Raw genomic sequence first — 24,435 nt, forward strand, 5'->3', positions numbered from 1 at the left:
TCACCTGCGCCTTCCGGACGGCTTGCCGCGCCCGCGTGCGGGGGGCTGCCGCCGCTGCCCGGAGACCGCGGCGGCGGTACGCCCGTCGCGCTCGGCGCCGGGGCCGTCCTCGTCGCCGTCGTCGTCCGCTGCGTCCTGCTCGTGCGACTCGCGCTCCGCCGCCTTGGCCCGCTTGGTGTGCACGCGCCTGGCCAGGGCCTTCATCTCCGGCGTGCGCGACTTGAGGTCGGAGACCAACGGCGTGGCGATGAAGATCGAGGAGTAGGCGCCCGCGGCAAGACCGACGAACAGCGAGAGCGCGATGTCGTTGAGCATGCCGCCACCGAGCATGCCGCCACCGATGAACAGCAGACCCGCCACCGGCAGCAGCGCGACGACGGTGGTGTTGATGGAACGCACCAGCGTGCCGTTGATACTGCGGTTGGCGATCTCGCTGTAGGTGAACTTGGTCTGCTTGGTGACGTTCTTACTGCTCTCTCTCAGGCCGTCGAAGACGACGACCGTGTCGTAGAGCGAGTAGCCGAGGATCGTCAGCAGACCGATCACGGTGCCCGGTGTGACCTCGAATCCGACGAGCGAGTAGACACCGACGGTGATGGTGATGTCGTGCACGAGGGCGATGAGGGCGGCCACTGCCATCCGCCACTCGAAGGCGATGGCGAGATAGAGCACCACCAGGATCATGAAGATCCCCAGGCCCTGCCACGCCTTGTTGGCGATCTGCTCGCCCCAGCTCGGTCCGACCAGCTGGGCGTCGACCTTGTTCGGGTCGACCTTGAGCTCCTCGGCCAGCTTCTTCTTGACCTCGGTGGAGGTCTTGGTGTCGACCTCGGCGATCTGGATGCGCTTCCCGCCGTCGCCGAGCGCCTGGACGATGGCCTGGTGGCCGGAGACCTTCTCCGCGGTGTCCGTGGTCTGCTGCACGGAGGCGGTCGTCCTGGGCGTCGTGAAGACGGCGCCGCCCTCGAACTCGATGCCCATGTGGAGGCCGCGGACGACGAGCCCGACGATCGCCGTGATGGTGATCAGGATCGAGACGCTGTACCAGATCTTGCGGTGCCCGATGAAGTCGTAGCCGACCTCGCCGCGGTAGAGCCGGGCGCCGAGATTGCCGAGACGGGACATCTCACGCCTCCTTCGTGTCGGTGCTGACGGTGCGCCGGCCGCGCCGCAGGGGTGGCCTAGCTCCGAGCCGCTTGGGGTCGAGTCCCGACCAGGGGTGTCCGTCGGAGAAGAACTTCCTGCGGGCGAGCAACGTCATGACCGGCTTGGTGAAGAAGAAGACCACGACGACGTCGAGTGCGGTGGTGAGGCCCAGCGTGAACGCGAAGCCCTGCACCTTGCCGACGGTGGTGATGAACAGCACCACGGCGGCGAGGAACGAGACGAAGTCCGCCACCAGGATCGTGCGCCGGGCACGCGGCCAGGCACGCTGGACCGCGGGGCGCAGCGTACGGCCCTCGCGCACTTCGTCTCTGATGCGTTCGAAGTAGACGATGAACGAGTCGGCCGTGATGCCGATGGCGACGATGGCGCCGCAGACCGCCGGCAGGTTCAGCGCGAAGCCCATCGCCGGGCCCAGCAGCGTCATGATCGCGTAGGTCAGGACGGCGGAGACCAGCAGGCTCAGGATCGCGATGAACGACAGGCCCCGGTAGTAGAAGAGCAGGTAGAGGATCACCAGGCCGAGACCGATGGCGCCCGCGATCAGACCGGCCGTCAGCTGGTCGCTGCCCAGCGCGGCGGTGACGGTGGTGACGTCGGACTCCTCGAAGGAGAGCGGCAGCGCACCGTAGGAGAGGATGTTGCCCAGCTCCTGCGCGGACTCCTGGGTGAAGCTGCCGGAGATCTCCGCGTTGTTGGTCAGCTTCTCGCGCACGGTCGGCGCGGACTGGACCTGGCCGTCCAGCGTGATGGCGAACTGGTTCTGCGGCTGCGGCTTCTTCGAGAGCTTGCCGGTGATGTCGCCGAACTGGTCGGAGCCCTTGCCGTTGAACGACATCTGGACGATCCACTGGCTGCGCTGCTGGTCGAAGACCGCCTTCGCACTGTCGACGTTCTTGCCCTGGACGGCGACGGGACCGAGCGCGTACTTGATCGGTTCCTTGGCGTCACAGGCGACGATCGGCTGCGAGCCCTTGGAGGCGGCGGCCTTCTCGCTGGCCTTGGCGCGGGCTTCCTTGCTGCCGCAGTCCAGCGCGTTGAGCTTCTTGGCGACGTCGGCGGGGACCCCGGGCTGCTGCGGCTGCTGCGGCTGCTGCGGCGTCGTCGAGGGGTCGGGGGTCTCCTTCTCGCCACCGGACTTGGTCGGCGTCGGAGTGGGGTCCTGCGGAGCGGTCTTGGCGGTCAGGCCCTCGGTGACGGCGCGGCCCTGCCCGCCCTGTCCGCCTTCCTGACCCGAACCCTTGTCCGCGCTCTCGCCGGAGCCCTTGTCCCCGCCCTTGTCCGCGCTCTCGTCCGCACCCTTGTCGGACTTCTTGCCGGAGCCGGACGACGACGGATTGGGCTGTGGCTGCTTGCCCTTGCCGACCTGAGCGAGTGTCAGCACGGGGCGGAAGGAGAGCTGGGCCGTGGTGCCCACCTGCTCGCGCGCCTGCTGGGAGTTGGTGCCCTTGGGGATGTTGACGATGATGTGCCGATCGCCCTGGGTCTGGACCTCGGCCTCCGACACACCAAGACCGTTGACACGCTGCTCGATGATGCCGACAGCGGTGTCCATGTTGGTCTTGTTGATCGCGTTGGGCTTGCCGGGCTGGTTCTTGGCCTCGAGCGTGATGCTCGTGCCGCCCGCGAGGTCGATACCCAGCCGCGGAGACTTGTGGCCGGAGACGAACATCCCCGCGACCAGCCCGGCCATGACCAGCAAAATGAGCACTAGGGAGCGCCACGGCCTCCCCATGGCGCCGGAGGCCTTGCGGCCCCTCTTCGGTGCTGCCACCTTCTCGATTCTCCCTGTCCAACCGCCCGTGCCGCCCCGCGAGTTCGGCCGGGCGCGGCACAGCGGCGCGCGAAGTGGTCTGTGGACGTGCTCTACGCCGCCGGGCCTCGGGCTCCCGTTCGGCCAAGGGGGGTGCCCCGGCCCGCGGTCGGGTCGTGCCCCGGCCCGGCGGCGCCGACCTTACTTGGAGTCGGCGTCTTCGTCCCGCTTGCGGTCCTTGGACTCGGCGGTGTCGGCCTTGGCCTTCTCGGCCTCCGGCTCCTTGGACGACTCGGCGGACTTCGCCTCGTCCTCGTCCGCGTCCTTGCCCTCGGCGGCCTCGGCGGGCTCGCCGTCCTCGGGGCCCTTCTTGGCGAGGTCCAGCTTCGCGTCGGAGGACTCCCCGCCCTCGGTCAGCGAGGAGGCGTCGTCCGGAACCACCGTGTCGACGTCGAACTCCTCGCCCTCGGGACCGTTCGTGATGCGGTCGAACTCCTCATCGGAGAGCACGGCGCCGATGGCGTTCTTGGCGAACAGCGCGTGCGTGCCGGGCTCGATCTCCACGAGGACGGTGTCCTCCCGGATCTCCTTGACGACGGCGTACATACCCCCGATGGTCCGAATGCCCGTGCCGGGCTGCATCTGGTCACGCATCTGCGCGGCCTGACGCTGCTTCTTCTTGGCGGAGCGGGTCATCAGGAACATGGCCCCGATGATCACGATGAACGGGAGCAGAGCAATAGGATCCACGGCGGAAGAGTTCCTTCGCATGGCCGCGTCTCAGCGGCCTGGGTATTCGGGGTGGGCAGGCCTCCGCAGAGGGAGGGCGTCGGCGGAGTCTAAGCGAGCCTTCGCCGATGGAACAACGTCAAGCATGGCACCGAGGTTCCTGGCCCGACGCGTACGCGCACCGTCACCCTCCGAACAGGCCCTGCTGTCCAGGCCCTCCGGAGCCCCCTTGCGGGGTCTGCTGAGGCGGGGTGAGCCCCAGGTGAGCCCATGCGGCGGGGGTGGCGACACGGCCACGCGGTGTCCGGGCCAGCAGCCCCTCGCGCACGAGGAACGGCTCGGCCACCTCCTCCACTGTCTCACGCTCCTCGCCGACCGCGACGGCCAGCGTGGACAGCCCCACGGGGCCGCCGCCGAAGAGCTTCAGCAGGGAGCCGAGCACCGCGCGGTCGAGCCGGTCGAGGCCGCGCTCGTCCACCTCGTAGACCTCCAGTGCCGCGGAGGCGATCTGTCGGGTGATGACACCGTCCGCCTTGACCTGTGCGTAGTCCCTGACCCTGCGCAACAGCCGGTTGGCGATGCGTGGTGTGCCGCGGGAGCGCCCGGCGATCTCCACGGCGCCCTCCGGGTCGGTGTGCACTTCCAGCAGCTGGGCCGAGCGGCGCACCACCTGTTCCAGCTCGGCCGGCTCGTAGAACTCCATGTGCGCGGTGAAGCCGAAGCGGTCCCGCAGCGGCGGGGGCAGCAGCCCGGCCCTGGTGGTGGCGCCGACGAGGGTGAACGGCGGCAGCTCCAGCGGAATGGCCGTGGCTCCCGGGCCCTTGCCGACGATCACGTCGACGCGGAAGTCCTCCATGGCCATGTACAGCATCTCCTCGGCCGGGCGGGACATCCGGTGGATCTCGTCGAGGAAGAGCACCTCGCCTTCCTGGAGGGAGGAGAGGATCGAGGCGAGGTCTCCCGCGTGCTGGATGGCGGGGCCCGAGGTGATGCGGATGGGGGCGCCCATCTCCGCTGCGATGATCATGGAAAGTGTCGTCTTGCCGAGCCCGGGAGCCCCCGACAGCAGCACGTGGTCGGCCGTGCCGCCGCGCGCTCTCGCCGCCCGCAGCACCAGATCCAGCTGCTCGCGCACCTTGGGCTGCCCGATGAACTCCCCCAGCTGCTTGGGGCGCAGGGCGGCCTCCACCGCCTGCTCTTCGTCCTCGACCTGGGCGTCGACCAGTCGGTCCTCGTGCGTCATGACGTCACCGTGCCCGGTTCAGCGACTGGAGGGCGGACTTCAGCAAAACCCCCACATCGGGTGAAGCTCCGTTCGCCTCGGCCTGCGGCGCCACGGCCACGACGGCGTCGTCCGCCTCACGGGTGGCGTAACCCAACCCGACGAGGGCCGCGTGGAGTTGCTCCCTCCAGCCGGCGGCGGGTGAGGCGGAGCCGGCCCGCGGGGCAGCGGCCGTGCCCAGCGGCGGGCCGATCCGGTCCTTCAGCTCCAGCAAAAGCTTCTGCGCGCCCTTCTTGCCGATGCCGGGCACGGCGGTCAGCGCCTTCTCGTCCCCGCCGGCGACGGCGACCCGCAGCGCCTCGGGGCTGTGCACCGCGAGCATGGCCTGCGCCAGCCGTGGCCCCACCCCGCTGGCTGTTTGGAGCAGTTCGAAGACCTGCCGTTCGTCGTCCTGCGCGAAGCCGTAGAGGGTCAGTGAGTCCTCGCGCACGACGAGCGAGGTGGCCAGGCGGGCTGGCTCGCCCCTCCGCAGTCCGGCCAGCGTGCCCGGCGTGCACTGGAGAGCCATGCCGACTCCGCCGACCTCGATCACGGCGGAGTCGGGGCCGAGAGCGGCGACAGGCCCTGAGACGAAGGCGATCATCGGACGGTGCCTTTCTGGTGCTGCGTGCGGTTCCTGTGCGGCGTACGGGGGGCGGAAGAGGAGTGCCGTGCGGCGGCCTGCTGGAGGCGGTTGTGCGCCGGGCCGCGCCAGATGTGGCAGATCGCCAGCGCCAGCGCGTCCGCCGCGTCCGCGGGTTTGGGCGGCGCGGCGAGCCGCAGCACACGGGTCACCATCGCGCCGACCTGGGCCTTCTCCGCGCGCCCCGAGCCGGTGACGGCGGCCTTGACCTCGCTGGGGGTGTGCAGCGCGACCGGGAGTCCCCGTCTGGCCGCGCACAGCATGGCCACGGCGCTGGCCTGGGCCGTGCCCATGACGGTGCGCACGTTGTGCTGGGTGAACACGCGCTCCACCGCGACCGCTTCGGGGCGGTGGATCTCCAGCCACTCCTCCAGGCCCCGCTCGATGAGCACCAACCGGTCGGGGACCTCCGCCTCGGCGGGCGTGCGGATCACCCCGACCCCCGCCATGGTCAGCTGCCGGCCCGCGACGCCCTCGACCACGCCGACGCCGCAGCGGGTCAGCCCCGGGTCGACTCCCAGCACGCGCACCGCCGTCCCCCCCTTCCGCGCTCCACTCTCGGTGATCATCCGTGTCCGTGTTCCCGCAGGTTATCGGGGAGCACCGACATGAGCCGACGGCCCGGCGGAAGGTGTCTCCGCCGGGCCGCCTGGAGCCTGTGCCGTGATCGTCGGTCCGGACCGCTGCCCGGGCCGTGCGCGGCGCTACGCGTCGACCTTCGCCATCACGTCGTCCGGGACGTCGAAGTTGGCGAAGACGTTCTGCACGTCGTCGCTGTCGTCGAGCGCGTCGATCAGCTTGAAGATCTTGCGCGCGCCCTCCTCGTCCAGCTCCACCTGCATGCTGGGGACGAAGCTGGCCTCGGCGGAGTCGTAGTCGATCCCGGCGTCGACGAGCGCGGTGCGCACGTCGACGAGGTCGGTCGCCTCGCTGAGCACCTCGAAGTTCTCACCGAGGTCGTTGACCTCCTCGACACCCGCTTCGAGAACGGCACCGAGGACGTCGTCCTCACTGAGGCCGTTCTTGGGGACGATGACGACGCCCTTGCGGTTGAACAGGTACGACACCGAACCCGGGTCCGCCATCGAACCGCCGTTGCGGGTCATGGCGACGCGGACGTCGGACGCGGCGCGGTTGCGGTTGTCCGTCAGGCACTCGACGAGGACGGCGACGCCATTGGGGCCGTAGCCCTCGTACATGATCGTCTCGTACTCGGCGCCACCGGCTTCCAGACCCGCGCCGCGCTTGACCGCGCTGTCGATGTTCTTGTTGGGAACCGACTGCTTCTTCGCCTTCTGGATGGCGTCGTAGAGGGTCGGGTTGCCCTCCGGGTCGGCGCCGCCCATCCGCGCCGCGACCTCGATGTTCTTGATCAGCTTCGCGAAGAGCTTGCCGCGCTTGGCATCGATCACGGCCTTCTTGTGCTTGGTGGTTGCCCACTTAGAGTGGCCGGACACAGCCTCGCTCCTTCACAGTCCCAACTTCTTACGACGCGCAGATCCTACCGTCAGCGGCTGGTTGTGCTCACGTCCCCTTCGCGGGCTCCGCGCCCCGGGCGCGTCGCGCTCACGCCGCGGCCCGCACCATCCGCGTGAACAGCGCGTGCACCCGGTGGTCGCCGGTCAACTCCGGGTGAAAGGCGGTGGCCAGCAGATTGCCCTGGCGGACGGCCACCGGGTGCCCCTCGTAGGAGGCCAGCGTCTCAGTCGCCGCGCCCGTGGACTCGACCCAGGGGGCGCGGATGAAGACGCCCTCCACAGGGCCGCCGTCGACGGCGGCCATCTCGACGGCCGCCTCGAAGGACTCGTTCTGCCGCCCGAAGGCGTTGCGGCGGACGATCATGTCGATGCCGCCCACCGTCTCCTGTCCCGAACGGGGATCGAGGATCTTGTCCGCCAGCATGATCATCCCGGCGCACGAGCCGTACGCGGGCATGCCGCCCGCCACCCGCTCGCGGAGCGGGGCCATCAGGCCGAAGGCGGTGGCGAGCTTGCTGATCGTGGTGGACTCGCCGCCGGGGACGACGAGGCCCGCCACGTCGTCCAGCTCCTGCGGGCGGCGCACCTGCAGGGGCTGCGCCCCGGCCGCCGCGAGGGCGGCCAGGTGTTCGCGGACGTCGCCTTGGAGAGCCAGGACGCCGATGGTCGGCTCAGCCATGATGCTCACGGTCCTTCCCAGGTCGGGATGCCGGGTCGCCTCCTGTGGGTCACCAGCCCCGCGACGCGTAGCGCTCGGTCTCGGGGAGCGTGTCGCAGTTGATGCCGACCATGGCTTCGCCGAGGCCGCGCGAGGCGTCCGCGATGATCTTGGGGTCGTCGAAGAAGGTGGTGGCCTTCACGATGGCGGCGGCGCGCTTGGCCGGGTCGCCGGACTTGAAGATGCCGGAGCCGACGAAGACGCCCTCGGCACCGAGCTGCCGCATCAGCGCCGCGTCCGCCGGGGTGGCCACGCCGCCCGCGGAGAAGAGGACGACCGGCAGCCTGCCCGCGACAGCGACCTCCTTGACCAGCTCGAAGGGGGCGCGCAGCTCCTTGGCGGCGGCGTAGAGCTCGTTGCCGTCCAGGACGGTCAGCTTGCCGATCTCGCTCCTGATCTGGCGCATGTGCCGGACGGCCTCGACGACGTTGCCGGTGCCCGCCTCGCCCTTGGAGCGGATCATGGCCGCGCCCTCGGCGATACGGCGCAGCGCCTCCCCGAGGTTGGTGGCGCCGCAGACGAAGGGCGTGGTGAAGGCGAACTTGTCGCTGTGGTTGACCTCGTCGGCGGGGGTGAGGACCTCGGACTCGTCGATGTAGTCGACGCCGAGCGCCTGGAGCACCTGCGCCTCGACGAGGTGACCGATGCGGGACTTGGCCATCACCGGGATGGAGACGGCGCTGATGATGCCCTCGATCATGTCGGGGTCGGACATCCGGGCGACCCCGCCGTCCTTGCGGATGTCGGCCGGGACGCGCTCCAGCGCCATGACGGCGACGGCGCCCGAGTCCTCGGCGATCTTCGCCTGCTCCGGGGTGACGACGTCCATGATCACGCCGCCCTTGAGCTGTTCGGCCATGCCCCGCTTGACGCGGGCCGTGCCGGTCTCGGGCCGGACCGCTGCGGAGTGGGAGGAAGCTGGGGTGGTGGACGGAGTTGACACGTTCGACCTCGCTGGAAAGGGGCGATGAGGGGATGGGCGGCGGACCCTCACCGGGTCCGCCTGCCACTGTCGGGGACCGAGGTCACCCGCGAAAAGGGCCAATCGCTCTGCTGTGGCCCGCACGCCCTTCTCCGGAGCAGAGCCGGCTCAGCCGTCCGCGCCGCGCCCCTGTTCCGGCCCGTGACCCTCGTCGCCGGGGCCTTCGAAGCCGCGGCGTTCGGCGTCGGGCCCCTCGGCCCCGCCGAACTCCGCCCCACCGCCGGGGCCGCCCGGACTGCCGGGCGCCGGGGGCGCGCCGTGTCCGCGGTCGGCCAGTACGGGGGGCGGCTCGTCGTCCATCTCGAAGGCCAGCGGGAAGGGGGCGTGCCCGGCCAGCCTGAACCAGCGGACCTTGCGGTGCCTGCGCAGCGCCCGCGCGGCCCGTACGGCGTCGTTGTGGAAGCGGCGGGCCATCGGGACCCTGCGCACGGCGGCACCCAGTTCCTCGGCGGTCTCCCGGCCGCCCGGCGCCGCCCGCACCGCTTCCAGCTGCGCGCTCTCGGCGAAGACGGCCCGCAGCGCCTGGCTCAGTTCGCTCTCGGCCACCTCGCGGTGGTCCTGTTCGGCCAGCCGCGCGTCGTGCGCGGCCTGGTAGAGCACCATGGAAGCGGCGGGGTCCAGTACGCCCGCCGTGGCCAGCTCCTGGGCGATGGAGGCGCGGCGCAGCAGCCCGGCGTCCAGCGCGGCCCTGGCGGCGTCGATCCTGGCGTGCAGCCGGTCGAGGCGGCCTGCGGTCCAGCTCAGGTAGACGCCGACGAGCAGCAGCGCGACGACGATCCAGATGACGGTGGTGAGGGTCGGCATCGTGGGTATCGGGTCCTCGGGTCCGGGCCCTCGGCGGGCGGCGTGGGGAAGGGGCGGGTCAGTCCCGCGCGAGGCCGAAGCGGGCGCGCAGTCCGGTGCGCTCGTCGGGGGCGACGGACGCGGCGCCGTCGGTGACCGTCTCGTACACGGCCAGGACGTCGGCGCCGACGGTGGCCCAGTCGAACCGCCTCACGTGCCGCTCACCCCTTTGACGCAGAGCGGCGCGGCGCCCGGGGTCCCGCAGGAGGGCGACGGTGCGGGCGGCGAGCGCCTCGGCGTCCTCGACGGGGAACAGTTCGCCGGCCTCTCCCCCGTCGAGCACCTGCTCGAAGGCGTCGAGATCGGCGGCGAGCACCGGCGCCCCGGCCGACATGGCTTCGACCAGGATGATCCCGAAGGACTCCCCGCCGGTGTTCGGCGCCACGTACAGGTCGACGCTGCGCAGCAGCCGCGCCTTGTCCTCGTCGCTGACCATGCCCAGGAAGACGACGTTCTCCCGCAGGGCACGCGGCAGGCCCGCCACGGCCTCCTGCTCGTCGCCCCGGCCCGCCACCAGCAGGCGGGTGCCCGGCGCCCGCTCGACGATCGCCGGCAGTGCCTTCATCAGGACGGGGAGGCCCTTGCGCGGTTCGTCGATGCGGCCGATGAACCCGATCGTGTGAGCGCCGGGAGCGCCCTGCCACGCGGGCTTCGGCTCGGCGTCGGCGAAAAAGCGGACGTCCACGCCGTTGGGGATGGTGACCGCGTCCCCGCCCAGGTGCTCGACGAGGGTACGGCGGGCGTACTCGCTGACCGCGATCCGCGCGCTGATCTTCTCCAGCGCGGGCTGCAGGATCGGGTACGCGGCGATCATCGCCCGCGAGCGGGGGTTGGAGGTGTGGAACGTGGCGACGATCGGCCCCTGCGCCGCCCAGCAGGCCAGCAGCGCGAGCGAGGGCGTGGCGGGCTCGTGGATGTGCAGGACGTGGAAGGCGCCGTCGTTGACCCAGCGCCGCACACGGGCAGCGGAGAGGAAACCGAAGTTGAGCCGGGCCACCGAACCGTTGTACGGGACGGGCACCGCGCGGCCCGCGGAGACGACGTAGGAGGGCAGCGGCGTCTCGTCGTCCGACGGCGCGAGCACCGACACCTGGTGACCGAGACCGATCAGGTGTTCGGCCAGGTCCCGGACGTGGAACTGGACACCTCCCGGCACGTCCCAGGAGTAGGGGCAGACGATGCCGATTCTCATGTACCGGCCCTCCCCGCGGGCGCCAGGTCCGCGCTCCAGAAGCGCTGGAGCATGTGCCAGTCCGCCGGGTGCGCGGCGATGCCGGCGGCGAAGGTGTCGGCCACGGTCTGCGTCATGGCGGCGACCCGCTCCCTGCGGCCCTCGATCTCGGGTACCGGCACGGGTGCGTGGACCCGGGCGTTCATGGCAGGCGAGACCTCGTCGTACCACAGCGTGACGGGCAGCAGCAGCGCCCCGGTCTGCTGGGCCAGCAGCGCGGGCCCGGCCGGCATCCTGGCGGCCTCGCCGAAGAACGAGACCTCGATCCCGGTGGCCGACAGATCGCGGTCCGCCACCAGGCAGACCAGGCCGCCCGCGCGCAGCCTGCGCGCCAGCGTGCCGAACGCGGTGGCGCCCCCGTGCGGCAGCACCTCCATGCCCAGGCTCTCCCGGTAGGCGACGAACCTGTCGTAGAGGCTCTCCGGCTTGAGGCGCTCGGCGACGGTGGTGAACCTGGTGCGGGTGGCGGTGACCGCCCAGGCGCCCGCCAGGTCCCAGTTCGCCAGGTGGGGCAGCGCCAGTACGACGCCCCGGCCCGCCGCCAGTCCCCCGGTCAGATGGTGCAGGCCCGCCACGGAGACGCTGCGGATGAGCTGCTGCTCGCTGTAGGAGGGCAGCCGGAAGGACTCCATCCAGTAGCGCATGTAGGAGCGCATGCCCGCGTGCGAGAGCCGCCGCAACTGCGTGGCGGAGGCGCCGGGGACGACGCGGGCCAGGTTGCTCTCCAGGCGGGTGACGCCCTTGCCCCTGCGGCGCCACGCCTCGTCGGCGATCCTCCTGCCCAGGGCCTGGGCCGCGGGCTCGGGCAGCTTCTTCACCCCGGCCCAGCCCAGCCCGTACAGCGAGTCGGTGAGCCGGCCTCGCAGCTCGCCCGCCCGGCCCTCCTGTGTGCTCACACGGTCCTCCGCTTCTCCTCGTCCTGGGCGGCGCCGGAGGCCGGCGACGCGCCGGAGGGGGAGGACTCACCGGAGGCGGAGGACGCGTCGGAGGCCGAGGACGCGTCGGGGTTCTCCGCCGCGTCCACCTCGGCGGCCTCGCGGTGCACCGTGACCACCCGCTGTCCGAGGGTGATGGCGCTGCCGACCGCGACGACCCACAGTGCGATGGGCAGCAGGATGGCGATGTGGGGGACGCCGAAGGACTTCTCGAAGCCCGAGAAGCCCGCCAGCACCAGGGTGATCACCAGCCGCTCCGACCGCTCCACGAGGCCGTTGACGTCCACCGGCAGCCCGATGCTCTCGCCCCGCGCCTTGGTGTAGGAGACGACCTGCCCGCTCGCCAGGCAGAACAGCGTCACCGCGCACAGCGTCAGGTCGTCGCCGCGGCCCGCGTACCACAGCGCGATCCCGCCGAAGACGGCCGCGTCCGCGACCCGGTCGAGCGTGGAGTCCAAGAAGGCGCCCCAGCGGCTGGAGCGGCCCAGCTGACGCGCCATGTTGCCGTCGAGCATGTCCGAGAAGACGAACAGCGTGATGACGACCGTGCCCCAGAAGAACTCCCCCATCGGGTAGAAGACCAGGGCGCCCGCCGTCACCCCGGCCGTGCCGATCAGGGTGACCACGTCGGGGCTCACTCCCAGGCGCAGCAGCAGCGTGGCGAACGGGGTGAGGACACGCGTGAAGAAGGCACGCGCGTACTTGTTCAGCATGACCGTCCCTGGTACGTCGGGGGTGAGCCGGATGACGGTGTGGCCACCGGGTGGCCCATCGTAGCCACGCCCGGACAGCGCCCGGCGCACACGGTCGGGTAGTGCCGTGTTCCACGTATGGACGCCTCTTCGCGGCGGTGGAAAGCTCGGGAAGAACCGGTGGTCTTCGCGACCCCTCGGCCCCTCCAGCGTGCTCCAGCAGTGACGACGGAAGGCGGGACACATGGCCGACAAAGCGAACGCACACCCCGGAGCCGCCGGCAGGGCAGCGGCGGCCGACCACCCCGCTGCACTGCGCAACGTGGTGCTGGTCGGCCACAGCGGAGCCGGCAAGACGACTCTGGTCGAGTCCTTGGCACTCGCCTCGGGAGCGATCACCCGCGCGGGACGGGTGGCGGACGGTACCTCCCTGTGCGACCACGACGAGATCGAGCACAAGCAACAGCGCTCCGTACAGCTCGCGCTGGCGCCGCTCACCTGGAACGGCATCAGGATCAACCTCCTCGACACCCCCGGATACGCCGACTTCGTCGGGGAGCTGCGGGCCGGCCTGAGGGCGGCGGATGCCGCCCTCTTCGTCGTGTCGGCCGCCGACGGTGTGCGGGGGTCGACACGGCTGGCGTGGGAGGAGTGCGCGGCCGTCGGCATGCCGCGCGCCCTGGTCGTCACCCACCTCGACGCGGCGCGCGCCGACTTCGAGGAGATGGTCACCGTCTGCCAGGACGTGCTCGGCGGCGACGACCCGGACGCCGTCATCCCCCTCTACCTGCCGGTCCTGGGCGACCGGCAGGCCGACGGCAGCGCCCCGCTCACCGGTTTGGCCGGACTCCTCACGCAGCGGCTGTTCGACTACAGCGGCGGACAGCGCACCGAACGCGACCCCGGCGAGGGCCTGCTGCCGCGGCTGACTCAGGCCAGGAACCGGCTGATCGAGGGCATCATCGCGCAGAGCGAGGACGAGACGCTCATGGACCGCTATCTCGGCGGCGAGGAGTGCGACGTCACCACGCTCGTCGCGGACCTGGAGAAGGCCGTGGCGCGTGGCGTCTTCCACCCGGTGCTGCCCGCCGCGCCCGCCGACGGCAGCTTGGGCCAGTGCCTGGGCAGCGTCGAACTGCTGGAGCTGATCACCGGCGGGTTCCCCACCCCGGACGAGCACGGCATCCCCGCGGTCACCACCCCCGAGGGCACCCCGCGCCCCGCGCTGTCCTGCGATCCGGACGGGCCGCTGGCCGCCGAGGTCATCAAGACCTCCTCCGACCCCTACGTGGGCCGCGTCTCGCTCGTGCGCGTCTTCTCCGGCACCCTGCGGCCCGACTCGACCGTGCACGTGACCGGACACGTGACCGGGCAAGGGACGGCCGGCCGCGGCGACCAGGACCCCGCCCTCCACGAGGCGGACGAGCGCGTCGGGGCGCTGTCCGCGCCGTTCGGCAAGCAGCTGCGGCACCTGGACGCGGCCATCGCGGGGGATCTCGCCAGCGTGGCCAAGCTGGGCCGCGCCGAGACCGGCGACACGCTCTCCTCCCCGGACGCGCCGCTCCTGATGGCGCCCTGGGCGATGCCCGATCCCCTGCTGCCGGTCGCCATCGAGGCGCACAGCAAGGCCGACGAGGACAAGCTCTCCCACGGCCTGGCCCGGCTGGTGGCCGAGGACCCCACGATGCGCCTGGAACACAACCCCGACACCCACCAGCTCGTCCTGTGGTGCATGGGCGAGGCGCACCGGGACGTCGCCGTCGAGCGGCTGCGCTCCCGCTTCGGAGTGCGGGTGGAGACCGTGGCGCACGAGGTGCCGCTGCGGGAGACGTTCGCCTCGTCCGTCACCGGGCGCGGACGGCACGTCAAACAGTCCGGCGGGCACGGGCAGTACGCGATCTGCGAGCTGACCGTCGAACCGTTGGAGAACGGCTCCGGCATCGAGTTCGTCGACAAGGTGGTGGGCGGTGCGGTACCGCGCCAGTTCATCCCTTCGGTGGAGAAGGGCGTCCGCGCCCAGGCGGCCAAGGGGGTCACCGGGGGCTACCCGCTGGTGGACGTGCGGGTCACTCTCTTCGACGGCAAGGCGCACTCCGTCGACTCCTCCGACGCGGCGTTCCAGACGGCCGGTGCGCTGGCCCTGCGCGAGTGCGCCTTACGGGCGAGCATCCACCTGCTGGAACCGGTGGCCGAGGTGGAGGTCACCGTGCCCGACTCCTATGTGGGCGCCGTGATGAGCGACCTGTCCTCCCGCCGGGGCCGGGTGCTGGGCACCGAACAGGCCGCCACGGGCAGCACATCCGTGCGCGCCTGCGTGCCCGAGAGCGAGATCGGCCGGTACGCGGTCGACCTGCGCTCCATGTCGCACGGCACGGGGCGCTTCTCGCGCACCTACGCGCGGCACGAGCCGATGCCGCAGCAACAGGCCGCCCGCCTCCTCCAGGAAGCAGCGGCCGCGGGCGGCGGGCAGTGAGAGACGGAGGGGAGGAACGTCGCGGGCAAGAGCGGTCGTCAGCAGAGGCGGTCGTGCGCAGAGACGGTCACGGAAAAGAACGGTCACCAAGAAGGGCGGTCGCCCGGAACGGCTCGGCTGAGGCAAGATGTGTGCCGACCATGGCAGTTGGGAAGCCGTCGTGGTCGGCGGCATTTCACCGGGCCGAGGCCGGGCTCGCGGTGCCGTGAGCCAGATCCGAGCGGAGTGGGGGCCAAGTGGCCGGTTTCGACGACCTCAGCAGCCAGACCGACGCGGCATCCGACTTCAGCCCAGGCGCCCAGATCCCGCTCGCAGGCCCTGGCCAGGGCGGTCAGACGGCGGCGTCGCAGGCGCTGGCCTCGGCCGCCTACCGCGACGACGAGGTGGAGAAGCTGGTCGCGGCCAACCCCGACGCGGGGTTCAAGAAACCGAAGCTCTCCCTGTTCGAGCCCAACCTCGGCGAGGCCTACGCGCGCGCTGTCCAGACCCGGCTGCTCGGCGGGGCACGGGCGCCCCTCATCCAGTCCTTCGGGATCGAACCCCAGACCGTGGTCGAGCACTGTCTGGCAGCCACGCGCGTGCGCAAGCAGCGCGACGCCCGGCTGACACTGGTGATGGCCGTCTTCGGGCTGCTGTTCCTGCCCGGCGTGCTGCTGTGGCTGCTGGCCTTCCAGATGCGCCGCCTGATCGCCGGTTCCAAGGACAGGCGGGCGGGAGCCATCGGCATGGTGGTGCTCGTCGCCGTCGGCGCGCTGGTGGTCCTCTTCGCCGTCCTGCTGCCCTTCAACGGCTTCCTGGGCATCTACCTGCGCGCCATGCTGGTGGCTCCACTGCTCGGCGGCCTGTGGGCCAAGCAGATCTGCGAGCGCTACGCCAAGGACCTGCGCAGCCGCTGGGAGAGCCTGCTGGGCGGCACCGGGGTCGGCGCCAAGATCCCCGAGGCCGTTCCCCAGGACCCGGGCGACGCCGGCGCCGAACGCATCCGTCTGGGCCTGGCCAAGGTGGCAGCCGAACAGGCCAGCAACCTGGTCTACTACGCGGGCCCCAAGGGGATACTGGGCATGGGCACCCGCTGGGGCAGCTGGCAGCTGGCGGAGGAGTTGATCCCCGCCAAGGACGGCGAGGACATCAACCCGTTCCGCAGCTGGGACGTCATCCGCGCCATCCACGACCAGTTGCGCATGCTGGAGCGCGGCCCGCTGCACACCGGCGGCTTCCCCGCGCCCTCGATACGGCACTGGGTCGTCTCCCCCATCGCCGAGGGCGCCAAGGCGGTCAAGCGCCCCGAGGGCCAGGAGATCGAGGGCTACCGCGTCAAGGACTTCGAGATTCAGCGCATCTGCAACGAGCAGCAGTTCGGCGCCGGAAACCGGCACTACCTGGGCGTGCAGTTCGTGCTCTGGGACGGCCAGTTGGTCATCACGCTGCTGATCACGGTCACCGTGCTGCACCACACGCTGCGCATCGAGGTCACCGGGCACGCGCTGGGCCCGGTGGACGGGCTGTTCACCAGCGGCCCGAAGGCGAAGACCAAAGAGGTCTCCAAGAGCGTCAAGTTCTGGGAGACCCGCACCGTCAACCTGCCGCTGGTGCAGTCCAAGGAAGTCGTACGCCTGGCGGCACGCGCGCCCTTCACCTGGTTCCCGCCCGTCCTGGACTTCCTCGGCGGCAAGCTCAGCCTGCCCGAGCCGTTCGGGCTGCGGCACGCGTGGGCGAAGAAGCCGTGGCGGCACCGCTTCATGGCCGACGACGCGATGCGCGCTGCGACGCCCGTCCTGCGGGTCGTCCACGCGGCGGCCATCCGGGTGCTGGAGGAGAACGGCTGCGACGTGGAGAAGTTCGGCAGCCGTTCGCTCAACCTCAGCGCGGCGGTCCAGGACGCCAAGCCGTCCAAGGCGGACGTGTACGACGCGTAGGGCTCGCCTGCGGCGCCGTGGCCGACCGTCACGGCGGGCCGGCCGCCCTCCGCGTACGTGGGCCGTCGTCCCCGCACGGGGGCGACGGCTGCGCGCCGCGGGAGCGACGCGCGGCGGCGGTCACCAGGCGTCGGCCAGCATCGCCCTGGTATCGGCGAGGAGCTGCGGCAGGACGCGGGTGTGGCCGACCACCGGCATGAAGTTGGTGTCCCCGCCCCAGCGGGGCACCACGTGCTGGTGCAGGTGCGCGGCGATGCCGGCGCCGGCGACGGAGCCCTGGTTCATGCCGATGTTGAAGCCGTGTGCGCCCGAGACGCGGCGCAGCACGGTCATCGCGCGCTTGGTCAGCTCCCCCAGCTCGACCGTCTCCGCCTCGTCGAGTTCGGTGTAGTCCGCGAGGTGCCGGAAGGGCACCACCATGAGGTGGCCGCCGTTGTACGGGTAGAGGTTGAGCACCGCGTACACGTGCTCACCGCGGGCGAGGATCAGCCCGTCCTCGTCGGATTTCTCCGGGATGGAGCAGAAGGGGCAGCCGTCCTCGGCTCCGGGACCGCTCGGCTTGTTCTCGCCCTGGATGTAGGCCATCCGGTGGGGGGTCCACAGGCGCTGGAACGCGTCCGGCGTCCCCACTCCGATCTGCTGCTCCGGCTCACTCGTCATGCCCGCCAGCTTATGCGCCTGACAGCGCCTGACACGAGGAGGGGGCGGCCCGGCAGACCGCCCCCTCCCCGTCACGACCCGGCGGCCGGTGTCACACCTGGACGCGGCGTTCGACCGCGTCGGCGATCTCGCGCAGGGCTTCGTCCTGCGGGATCCCGTTCTTCTGCGACCCGTCGCGGTAGCGGAAGGAGACCGCGCCTGCCGCGACGTCCTCGTCACCGGCGATCACCATGAAGGGAGTCTTGGCCTTCTGCGCGTTGCGGATCTTCTTCTGCATCCGGTCCGAGGAGGAGTCGACCTCCATCCGCAGCCCCTTGGCCTTCGCGGCGGCCGCGAACTGGGCCAGGTACGGCACGTGGTCGTCGCCGATCGGGATGCCGACGGCCTGGACGGGCGCGAGCCAGGCCGGGAAGGCGCCCGCGTAGTGCTCCAGCAGGACGGCGAAGAACCGCTCGATGGAGCCGAAGAGCGCGCGGTGGATCATCACAGGCTGCTGGCGGGAGCCGTCGGCGGCGGTGTACTCCAGGCCGAAGCGCTGGGGCTGCTGGAAGTCGACCTGGATCGTCGACATCTGCCAGGTGCGGCCGATGGCGTCGCGCGCCTGGACGGAGATCTTGGGGCCGTAGAAGGCAGCGCCGCCCGGGTCCATGACCAGGTCGAGGCCCTGCTTGCCGGCCGCCTGGCGCAGCGCCTCGGTGGCCTCCTCCCACTCCTCGTCGGTGCCCAGGAACTTGTCCGACTCGGGGTCACGGGTGGACAGCTCCAGGTAGAAGTCGGACAGCCCGTAGTCGCGGAGCAGGTTGAGGACGAAGGTGAGCAGATTGTCCAGCTCGTCCGGCATCTGCTCCTTGGTGCAGTAGATGTGCGAGTCGTCCTGGGTGAAGCCGCGGGCGCGGGTGAGCCCGTGCACGACACCGGACTTCTCGTACCGGTAGACGGTGCCGAACTCGAAGAGGCGCAGGGGCAGCTCGCGGTAGGAGCGGCCGCGCGCCCTGAAGATCAGGTTGTGCATCGGGCAGTTCATCGCCTTGAGGCGGTAGTTCTGCTCGTCGAACTCCAGCGGCGGGAACATGCCGTCCGCGTAGTGCGGCAGGTGTCCGGAGATCTCGAACAGCCGCTCCTTGGTGATGTGCGGCGTGTTGACGAACTCGTAGCCGGACTCCTCGTGCCGCTTGCGCGAGTAGTCCTCCATCACCTTGCGCACGACGCCGCCCTTGGGGTGGAAGACGGCCAGGCCCGAGCCGAGCTCCTCGGGGATGGAGAAGAGGTCCAGCTCGGTACCGAGCTTGCGGTGGTCGCGCTTCTCGGCCTCGGCGAGGAACTCCAGGTACTGCTTGAGCTCGTCCTTGGTGGGCCACGCGGTGCCGTAGATCCGCTGGAGCTGCGGGTTCTTCTCGGAGCCCCGCCAGTAGGCGGCGGCGGACCGCATCAGCTTGAAGGCGGGGATCAGCCGGGTGGAGGGCAGGTGCGGGCCCCGGCACAGGTCCTTCCAGCACAGCTCGCCGCTCTTGGCGTCGAGGTTGTCGTAGATGGTCAGCTCACCGGAGCCGACCTCGGCGGAGGCGCCCTCGGCGGCGCCTGCCGCGTTGCCCTTGAGGCCGATCAGCTCCAGCTTGTACGGCTCGTCCGCCAGCTCCTCGCGTGCGTCCTCGTCGGTGGTGACGCGGCGGGAGAAGCGCTGCCCCTGCTTCTGGATCTGCTGCATCTTCTTCTCGATGCGCTTGAGATCGTCGGGGGTGAAGGGCTCGGCGACGTCGAAGTCGTAGTAGAAGCCGTCCTTGACGGGCGGACCGATGCCGAGCTTGGCCTCGGGGAAGAGCTCCTGGACCGCCTGCGCCAGCACGTGCGCCGTGGAGTGGCGCAGGATGTTCAGCCCGTCCTCGCTGGTGATCTCGACGGGCTCGATCTCCTCGCCGTCGGCCGGCTGGTAGGCGAGGTCCCTGAGCTCACCGCCGACGCGGACGGCCACGACGGAGCGCTCGCCCTCGAAGAGCGCGGCGGCCGTCGTGCCCGTCGTCACCACGCGCTCTTCCCGCTCGGAATCGCGTTGGATGGTCACACGGGCATCTGACACCGGTCTCTCCTGACTCTCACCTGGGGTGCGCGGCCGCTGCCGCGCCGAGCGCGCGGAGTGGGGCCGCGCGCTCGAATCGTACCGAGCCACCGGGCCCGACCGCGAAACGGTCACCCGGGCTCCGTCCCGGCTGGCGAGCGGGCTCCTGCTCAGTCGGCCAGGCCCCGCTCGAAGGCGTCGAGGTCGCCCCGCAGCCGCTTGAGCAGCCGCTCGCGGGCGGGCCCGGGGACGGGTACGGGCGCGACATCCCGGACGCCGCTGACGCGCCGGAAGCCGCCCCTGCTCTCCAGCAGCCCACTGATCCGCAGCGGCAGCCCGGCCAGGTGGGCGTGGACGGCGAGGCGGTAGTCGTCCTCATCCAGCCGGGCACGCACCTGGGTGACCTCGGCCCCGGCGAGGACGTCCATGCGCACCGAGCCAGGACCGCCGGAGCTCGCGCGCCGCAGACGCACGACGGTACCGGTCACCCGTACGGGTACGGAGGGTTCGGCGCGCACATAGTGCTTGCCCGCCTCTTCGAGGGCGGCCAGGTCGTGCGGGGCGAAGCGGAACGGTTCGGGGCAGGCCTGCCAGCCGTGCGGCGTCCCGGCCGTGCGCGACCAGCCGAGCCGGATGCGCACGCCTTCCGTACCGCGCAGCAACTGGCACAGCGACTCGGTCAGTTCGGCGCAGCAGCCGTGGGCGACCGCGGCGTCGAAGTGTTCGAGGTCGCCGGTGGCGCGGTAGCCGCGCGCGGCCTCCGTTACGGCGCGCAGCGCCCGGCCCAGCACGACGGCCTCACGGGGCCCGCCGCGGACCGGTGGCGCCAGCAGAGCCGTCAGCCGGCGCCCCGCGGCCTGCGCGTCGGGGCCCTCGTCGAAGCTCGCGCGGGCGATCAGTGCGTCGGCTCGGCGCTCGCCCCTGGCGCCGTGGTAGCCGGTGCGGTGGTGGGCGGCGAGGGCGGCAGCGCGGAGCATGGCGCGGGCGGCGGTGCCCAGCTTCTGCCGGGCTCGCCAGGTGGCTGCCGCGTTGCTCGCGGGCAGTTCGCGTCCGCAGTGGACTTCGTCGTCGTCGGCGGCGACTCGCATCACGCTCTCCGTGTACCGGTCCCTGTGCTCTTCTCCTGACCGGGCGGTGGCGCCGCAAACAGCCGGGATACGGGGGGGGGAGCCGGAGCGGGCGGGGAAGGGGCGCAGCGCTCCCGAACGGGTGGAGGGCGGACAGTGGGGCCGCACGCGAAGAAGGCCGGTCCGTACTGTGACGGTCCGGCCTTCGTGAGACAGCAACTCGGGGTGGGCGATACTGGGTTCGAACCAGTGACCTCTTCGGTGTGAACGAAGCGCTCTCCCACTGAGCTAATCGCCCCGGGTGTCGCGCCGGTCGCCCGGCGGCACGTGCAGAACCATACAGTGCGGCTCACTCTTCATCCAAACCCCTTTCCAGCAGGGCCCGCAGACGGCGCTCGCCGGCCCGCATCATCACCGCGTGGTTGAGAGCCAGCAGGGGTTTCGCGGGGAGGGCGAGGAACCGCAGCAGCCGGTCACGCACGTCCACCTCCTGCTCGTAGAGCGCCAGAGCGCCGTCGCCGTCCGCCCGTATCGTCCAGCGGGCCCAGCCGTCCAGGTCGCCACCCATGGCGATCTCGAGGATCCCGGACGCGGAATCCCGGCGGGCGGTACGGAGAGTCACGGTGAGCACGTAGGGAAGCACGGAACGGATGCGGGCCGTGCCGCCGTCCTCGCCGGTCGGGACCAGCGAGCGGACCTGCGGCCACCAGCGCGGGTACCTCTCGGCGCGCTCGAGCACCGCGTAGACGCGCGCGGGGGACGCCGCCAGCCGCCAGGTGCTGCAGAAGCGGTAGTGGTTCAGCCGCGCACCGCGGCCCATCCGTGCCCCCTCCCCCACGACGCGACCGGGGCCCGGAAGCATACGGCTTCCGGGCCCCGGTGCACGAGGGTGGGCGATACTGGGTTCGAACCAGTGACCTCTTCGGTGTGAACGAAGCGCTCTCCCACTGAGCTAATCGCCCGCTTGCGGGCTCAACATTACCGCATGTCAAAGGGTGCTCCCGACCAGCCGGCGGCCGGTGGGTGACGGCTCAGGAGCCCTGCCCGGCCTCGCGCCTGACACGCTTGCGCTCCTTGCGGGCGGCGCGGCGTTCCTTCAGCCAGCGGGTGCCCTCGTGGTACTTACGTTTCGTCCACCGCAGGACGTGCTGCGCCCAGACGAACTCGGTCCCCCACACCGCCATACCGGCGAAGATCACCAGCCATCCAGGACCGGGGAGGGGCAGCATGATGACTCCCGCGACCACGATGGCAAGACCCACCAGGAATATCCCGGCGCGCCAGCTCATGTGGAGCGGCCTGGAGGCTTTGATGAAGTCGGGCGCGCGGGAACCGAGCGGTTTGTCCGCCGCTTCTTCCTCGCGGGTGCCAAGTGGCATTTCGTCACTCTCCGCACTCATGGTGGACAAGGTACCCGACCTCTTCCGAGTGTGGCCGTTCACTCGATCGGCCGCACTTCTCAAACCTACAAGAGCCGTATGAAGGATTCGATTCCGGGCAAATCAGTCAGAGGGGTTTACAACCGGCGCGTAGGTGGCATGTCGATTGCGCCGACGTGCGAATCCCCGAGCGCACACTGAGCGAAAGGCCCTGGCGCTTATGAACACAACGGTGAGCTGCGAGCTGCACCTGCGCCTCGTTGTTTCGAGCGAGTCCTCGCTGCCTGTCCCGGCGGGCCTGCGGTACGACACGGCGGACCCCTACGCCGTGCACGCCACCTTCCATACCGGTGCCGAGGAGACCGTGGAGTGGGTTTTCGCCCGCGATCTCCTGGCCGAAGGCCTCCACAGGCCGACAGGCACCGGGGACGTCCGAGTCTGGCCGTCCCGCAGCCACGGGCAGGCCGTGGCGTGCATCGCCCTCAGCTCCCCGGAGGGCGAGGCCCTGCTCGAGGCCCCGGCGCGGGCACTGGAATCCTTCCTCAAGCGAACCGACGCGGCCGTGCCGCCCGGTACCGAGCACCGTCACTTCGACCTCGACACAGAGCTCTCGCACATCCTCGCCGAGAGCTGAGACCGCCGGTTCCCGCGACCGTCCGACTCGGGGCGACGGTTCGCGGGCCCGGCAGCCGTGTGCCACGGCACCACTTCGTGTAACGGCACACTGCGACGCCGCCGCCGCGTACTCGTACGTGGCGGCGGCGTCGCTGCGTGGCACCACCTCGCCGCCGGCACCACCTCGCCGCGTGGCACCACCTCGCCGCGTCGGGCCCCCAGGACCCTGCGCGGCCCCCGGGCATGCGCGCTGGCCCGGGAGCCGGGCGGGAACCGGTGCGGGCCGCTGAGCGTTCGACACAGACGGGAGCGACTACGCTCTCTGAGCGGCAGCCGGAGGGATCTCCCCGGACACGGCAGGAGCGGAGCGGCCCGTGCAGATCAACCACGACACCCGGTGCGCACTCGACCAGGTGGTCGGGCTGCTGAACACCATGGCGGACGGCGAGACGCCCGACTCGCTGGTGTCCGTGGCCGATCTGCGCGCCTTCGTCGAGCGCCACGGCGTCAGCGGGGTCGACGCGCTCGCCGGGGACGACGTGAGCGACGTCAGAGCCGTCCGCGGGCGTTTCGCGCAGGTGTTCGCCGCCCCGGAGGCGCGCACGGCGGCCCGGCTGATCAACGCGCTGGTCTCGGAGGCGGGCACGACGCCGCAGCTGACCGACCACGACGACTACGACTGGCACGTCCACTACTTCGCACCCGGCGCCTCCCTCGCCCAGCATCTCGCCGCCGACGGCGGCATGGCACTGGCGTTCTTCCTGGTCTCCGGCGAGCGCGACAGGCTGCGGCGCTGTGAGGCGCCCGACTGCCGGCGCGCCTTCGTGGACCTGTCCCGCAACCGGTCCCGGCGCTACTGCGACAGCCGCACCTGCGGCAACCGCCTGCACGTCGCCGCTTACCGCGCCCGGCAGCGCGAGTCGGCCGAAGCCCCCCAGGGCTGAGCCCGCGGGAGACGCGCTCGCCGTCGGCCGGTCGGGTGGCGTGCACAGAAGCCGCGCGCACAGAAACGGCGGTCACAGAAACAGCAGATCGTGCGCCGCGGCAGTGCCGATCAGCACCGCGATCACGGCGAGGAACAGCATCAGCGGGGGTTGGGAGAGTGCGTACAGGCATCCCCTGGGTTCGGGGGGCGGCAGCTCGTCGAGCTCGACCGAGGAGTCCGGCGTCGTGTCCATCTCGCCGTGATCATGTCTCAGCCCCCCGGGACGGCCACGAGCACGTGCCCCCATTTCGCGTGGAAGTCAGCGAAAAGTCCGGTATGGCCACTGCCGGCGTGCTAGAGCCTCCGGGGCGCGAGCGCGTCAGATGCCGTGCTTCTTGAGGATCTCCTCGATATCGGAGAAGTCCTCACCATCGGAGGCCTGCGTCTTCCGCCGGCCCGACGGCGGGGTGGTCAGCGCCGGGGCACCGGAGGCGGGCCCGGTCGAGCGGGGCTTCTCCTCCTGGGCCCGGGGCTGCTTGGCGGGCTTGCCCGCGGACCTTCCGGACGCCACGCGGCCGATGACCCACAGGACGACGGCGCAGGCCAGCACGGCGAAGCCCGCCCAGACCGTGGGCTTGAGCACCAGATCGGCCGCCCAGCCGCCGACGGCCCTGCCGATCTTGCCGCCGAGCCCGACCAGACCGGACATCGCGAGCCCGACCGGCACCAGCGCGACGGCGGCGATGCGCGTCGCGGCGGCGAAGCGGCGGCGCCAGGCGGTGAGGAAGGCGATGGCCAGGCCCGCGGCGGAGAGCGCGGCGCAGACGGTCGTGGTGAGCATGCCCCCATCGTGTCACCGGGCGGGCCGCCACGGCCACGGCGCGGGCCGGGTTCAGGGAGATCTCGGGGTCGGGGCCC

At 71.2% G+C, this 24,435-nt stretch carries 23 protein-coding genes, 2 tRNA genes and 1 pseudogene; 4 read left to right on the forward strand and 22 right to left on the reverse strand.

Annotated features, from left to right (window positions below):
- The 13 genes and pseudogenes from secF to pgsA form a co-directional block, all read right to left on the reverse strand.
- The gene (secF, locus tag MMF93_RS05230; RefSeq protein ID WP_242749891.1) at window positions 1-1,125 is read right to left on the reverse strand and encodes a protein translocase subunit SecF; all 1,125 of its coding nucleotides are present in this window, start codon (window positions 1,123-1,125) and stop codon (window positions 1-3) included.
- 1 nt (window position 1,126) lies between these two features.
- Window positions 1,127-2,938 (reverse strand): protein translocase subunit SecD, encoded by a 1,812-nt coding sequence (gene secD, locus MMF93_RS05235; RefSeq protein ID WP_242749892.1) that lies wholly within the window; start codon window positions 2,936-2,938, stop codon window positions 1,127-1,129.
- Between the two features lie 180 nt (window positions 2,939-3,118).
- Window positions 3,119-3,667, reverse strand: a complete 549-nt coding sequence (yajC, locus tag MMF93_RS05240; protein WP_242749893.1) for a preprotein translocase subunit YajC — start codon at window positions 3,665-3,667, stop codon at window positions 3,119-3,121.
- Window positions 3,668-3,830: 163 nt separating this feature from the next.
- Window positions 3,831-4,889, reverse strand: coding sequence for a Holliday junction branch migration DNA helicase RuvB (ruvB, locus tag MMF93_RS05245; protein ID WP_242749894.1), 1,059 nt, complete (start codon window positions 4,887-4,889; stop codon window positions 3,831-3,833).
- A 4-nt stretch (window positions 4,890-4,893) separates the two neighbouring features.
- On the reverse strand, window positions 4,894-5,511 hold the full coding sequence (ruvA, locus tag MMF93_RS05250) for a Holliday junction branch migration protein RuvA (protein ID WP_242749895.1): 618 nt from the start codon (window positions 5,509-5,511) through the stop codon (window positions 4,894-4,896).
- Window positions 5,508-6,080: a crossover junction endodeoxyribonuclease RuvC gene (gene ruvC / locus MMF93_RS05255; RefSeq protein WP_242749896.1), complete on the reverse strand. Its 573-nt coding sequence runs from the start codon at window positions 6,078-6,080 to the stop codon at window positions 5,508-5,510. The genes ruvA and ruvC overlap by 4 nt, the downstream gene beginning before the upstream one ends.
- Window positions 6,081-6,254: 174 nt before the next feature.
- A complete protein-coding gene (locus MMF93_RS05260) occupies window positions 6,255-7,007 on the reverse strand; it encodes a YebC/PmpR family DNA-binding transcriptional regulator (RefSeq protein WP_242749897.1) in 753 nt (250 codons plus the stop codon).
- 109 nt (window positions 7,008-7,116) lie between these two features.
- Entirely contained in the window at window positions 7,117-7,707 is a 591-nt protein-coding gene (pdxT, locus tag MMF93_RS05265) for a pyridoxal 5'-phosphate synthase glutaminase subunit PdxT (protein WP_242749898.1), read from the reverse strand.
- Between the two features lie 49 nt (window positions 7,708-7,756).
- Window positions 7,757-8,689: a pyridoxal 5'-phosphate synthase lyase subunit PdxS gene (gene pdxS, locus MMF93_RS05270; RefSeq protein ID WP_274709425.1), complete on the reverse strand. Its 933-nt coding sequence runs from the start codon at window positions 8,687-8,689 to the stop codon at window positions 7,757-7,759.
- 294 nt (window positions 8,690-8,983) lie between these two features.
- Window positions 8,984-9,532, reverse strand: a pseudogene (locus tag MMF93_RS05275) (LemA family protein); the annotation flags it as partial.
- Window positions 9,533-9,590: 58 nt separating this feature from the next.
- On the reverse strand, window positions 9,591-10,763 hold the full coding sequence (locus MMF93_RS05280; protein WP_242749900.1) for a glycosyltransferase family 4 protein: 1,173 nt from the start codon (window positions 10,761-10,763) through the stop codon (window positions 9,591-9,593).
- Window positions 10,760-11,698 (reverse strand): phosphatidylinositol mannoside acyltransferase, encoded by a 939-nt coding sequence (locus MMF93_RS05285; RefSeq protein WP_242749901.1) that lies wholly within the window; start codon window positions 11,696-11,698, stop codon window positions 10,760-10,762. The genes MMF93_RS05280 and MMF93_RS05285 overlap by 4 nt, the downstream gene beginning before the upstream one ends.
- Window positions 11,695-12,450, reverse strand: a complete 756-nt coding sequence (pgsA, locus tag MMF93_RS05290) for a phosphatidylinositol phosphate synthase (protein ID WP_242749902.1) — start codon at window positions 12,448-12,450, stop codon at window positions 11,695-11,697. The genes MMF93_RS05285 and pgsA overlap by 4 nt, the downstream gene beginning before the upstream one ends.
- A gap of 223 nt (window positions 12,451-12,673) precedes the next feature.
- Here pgsA and MMF93_RS05295 point away from each other — a divergent pair, with 223 nt between their 5' ends.
- Entirely contained in the window at window positions 12,674-14,902 is a 2,229-nt protein-coding gene (locus MMF93_RS05295; protein WP_242749903.1) for an elongation factor G-like protein EF-G2, read from the forward strand.
- 236 nt (window positions 14,903-15,138) lie between these two features.
- Window positions 15,139-16,818: a hypothetical protein gene (locus MMF93_RS05300; RefSeq protein WP_242749904.1), complete on the forward strand. Its 1,680-nt coding sequence runs from the start codon at window positions 15,139-15,141 to the stop codon at window positions 16,816-16,818.
- A gap of 120 nt (window positions 16,819-16,938) precedes the next feature.
- Here MMF93_RS05300 and MMF93_RS05305 read toward each other — a convergent pair whose 3' ends face one another.
- The 7 genes from MMF93_RS05305 to MMF93_RS05335 all read right to left on the reverse strand — a co-directional run bounded on the left by MMF93_RS05305 (window position 16,939) and on the right by MMF93_RS05335 (window position 21,998).
- The gene (locus MMF93_RS05305; protein WP_242749905.1) at window positions 16,939-17,478 is read right to left on the reverse strand and encodes an HIT family protein; all 540 of its coding nucleotides are present in this window, start codon (window positions 17,476-17,478) and stop codon (window positions 16,939-16,941) included.
- Window positions 17,479-17,569: 91 nt separating this feature from the next.
- Complete coding sequence (gene thrS / locus MMF93_RS05310; protein ID WP_242749906.1) at window positions 17,570-19,552, reverse strand: threonine--tRNA ligase; 1,983 nt, start codon at window positions 19,550-19,552, stop codon at window positions 17,570-17,572.
- Window positions 19,553-19,701: 149 nt separating this feature from the next.
- Entirely contained in the window at window positions 19,702-20,619 is a 918-nt protein-coding gene (locus MMF93_RS05315; RefSeq protein ID WP_242749907.1) for a hypothetical protein, read from the reverse strand.
- A gap of 205 nt (window positions 20,620-20,824) precedes the next feature.
- Window positions 20,825-20,896: transfer RNA gene (locus MMF93_RS05320), tRNA-Val, on the reverse strand.
- Between the two features lie 51 nt (window positions 20,897-20,947).
- Window positions 20,948-21,418: an SRPBCC family protein gene (locus MMF93_RS05325; RefSeq protein WP_242749908.1), complete on the reverse strand. Its 471-nt coding sequence runs from the start codon at window positions 21,416-21,418 to the stop codon at window positions 20,948-20,950.
- 70 nt (window positions 21,419-21,488) lie between these two features.
- Window positions 21,489-21,560: transfer RNA gene (locus tag MMF93_RS05330), tRNA-Val, on the reverse strand.
- 69 nt (window positions 21,561-21,629) lie between these two features.
- Window positions 21,630-21,998, reverse strand: coding sequence for a TIGR02611 family protein (locus MMF93_RS05335; protein ID WP_242749909.1), 369 nt, complete (start codon window positions 21,996-21,998; stop codon window positions 21,630-21,632).
- Window positions 21,999-22,197: 199 nt separating this feature from the next.
- Here MMF93_RS05335 and MMF93_RS05340 point away from each other — a divergent pair, with 199 nt between their 5' ends.
- The gene (locus tag MMF93_RS05340; protein WP_016467747.1) at window positions 22,198-22,611 is read left to right on the forward strand and encodes an SsgA family sporulation/cell division regulator; all 414 of its coding nucleotides are present in this window, start codon (window positions 22,198-22,200) and stop codon (window positions 22,609-22,611) included.
- Window positions 22,612-22,966: 355 nt separating this feature from the next.
- Window positions 22,967-23,536 carry a CGNR zinc finger domain-containing protein gene (locus MMF93_RS05345; RefSeq protein WP_242749910.1) on the forward strand — a complete coding sequence of 190 codons (570 nt, stop codon included), beginning with the start codon at window positions 22,967-22,969 and terminating at the stop codon, window positions 23,534-23,536.
- Window positions 23,537-23,608: 72 nt separating this feature from the next.
- On the opposite strand, the gene MMF93_RS05350 is transcribed toward MMF93_RS05345, so the two are convergent.
- Window positions 23,609-23,770, reverse strand: a complete 162-nt coding sequence (locus MMF93_RS05350; protein ID WP_181856402.1) for a hypothetical protein — start codon at window positions 23,768-23,770, stop codon at window positions 23,609-23,611.
- 126 nt (window positions 23,771-23,896) lie between these two features.
- Entirely contained in the window at window positions 23,897-24,358 is a 462-nt protein-coding gene (locus tag MMF93_RS05355; protein WP_242749911.1) for a hypothetical protein, read from the reverse strand.
- Window positions 24,359-24,435 lie beyond the last annotated feature (77 nt).

This window comes from Streptomyces tubbatahanensis, assembly GCF_022699385.1.
Taxonomy (GTDB): domain Bacteria; phylum Actinomycetota; class Actinomycetes; order Streptomycetales; family Streptomycetaceae; genus Streptomyces; species Streptomyces diacarni.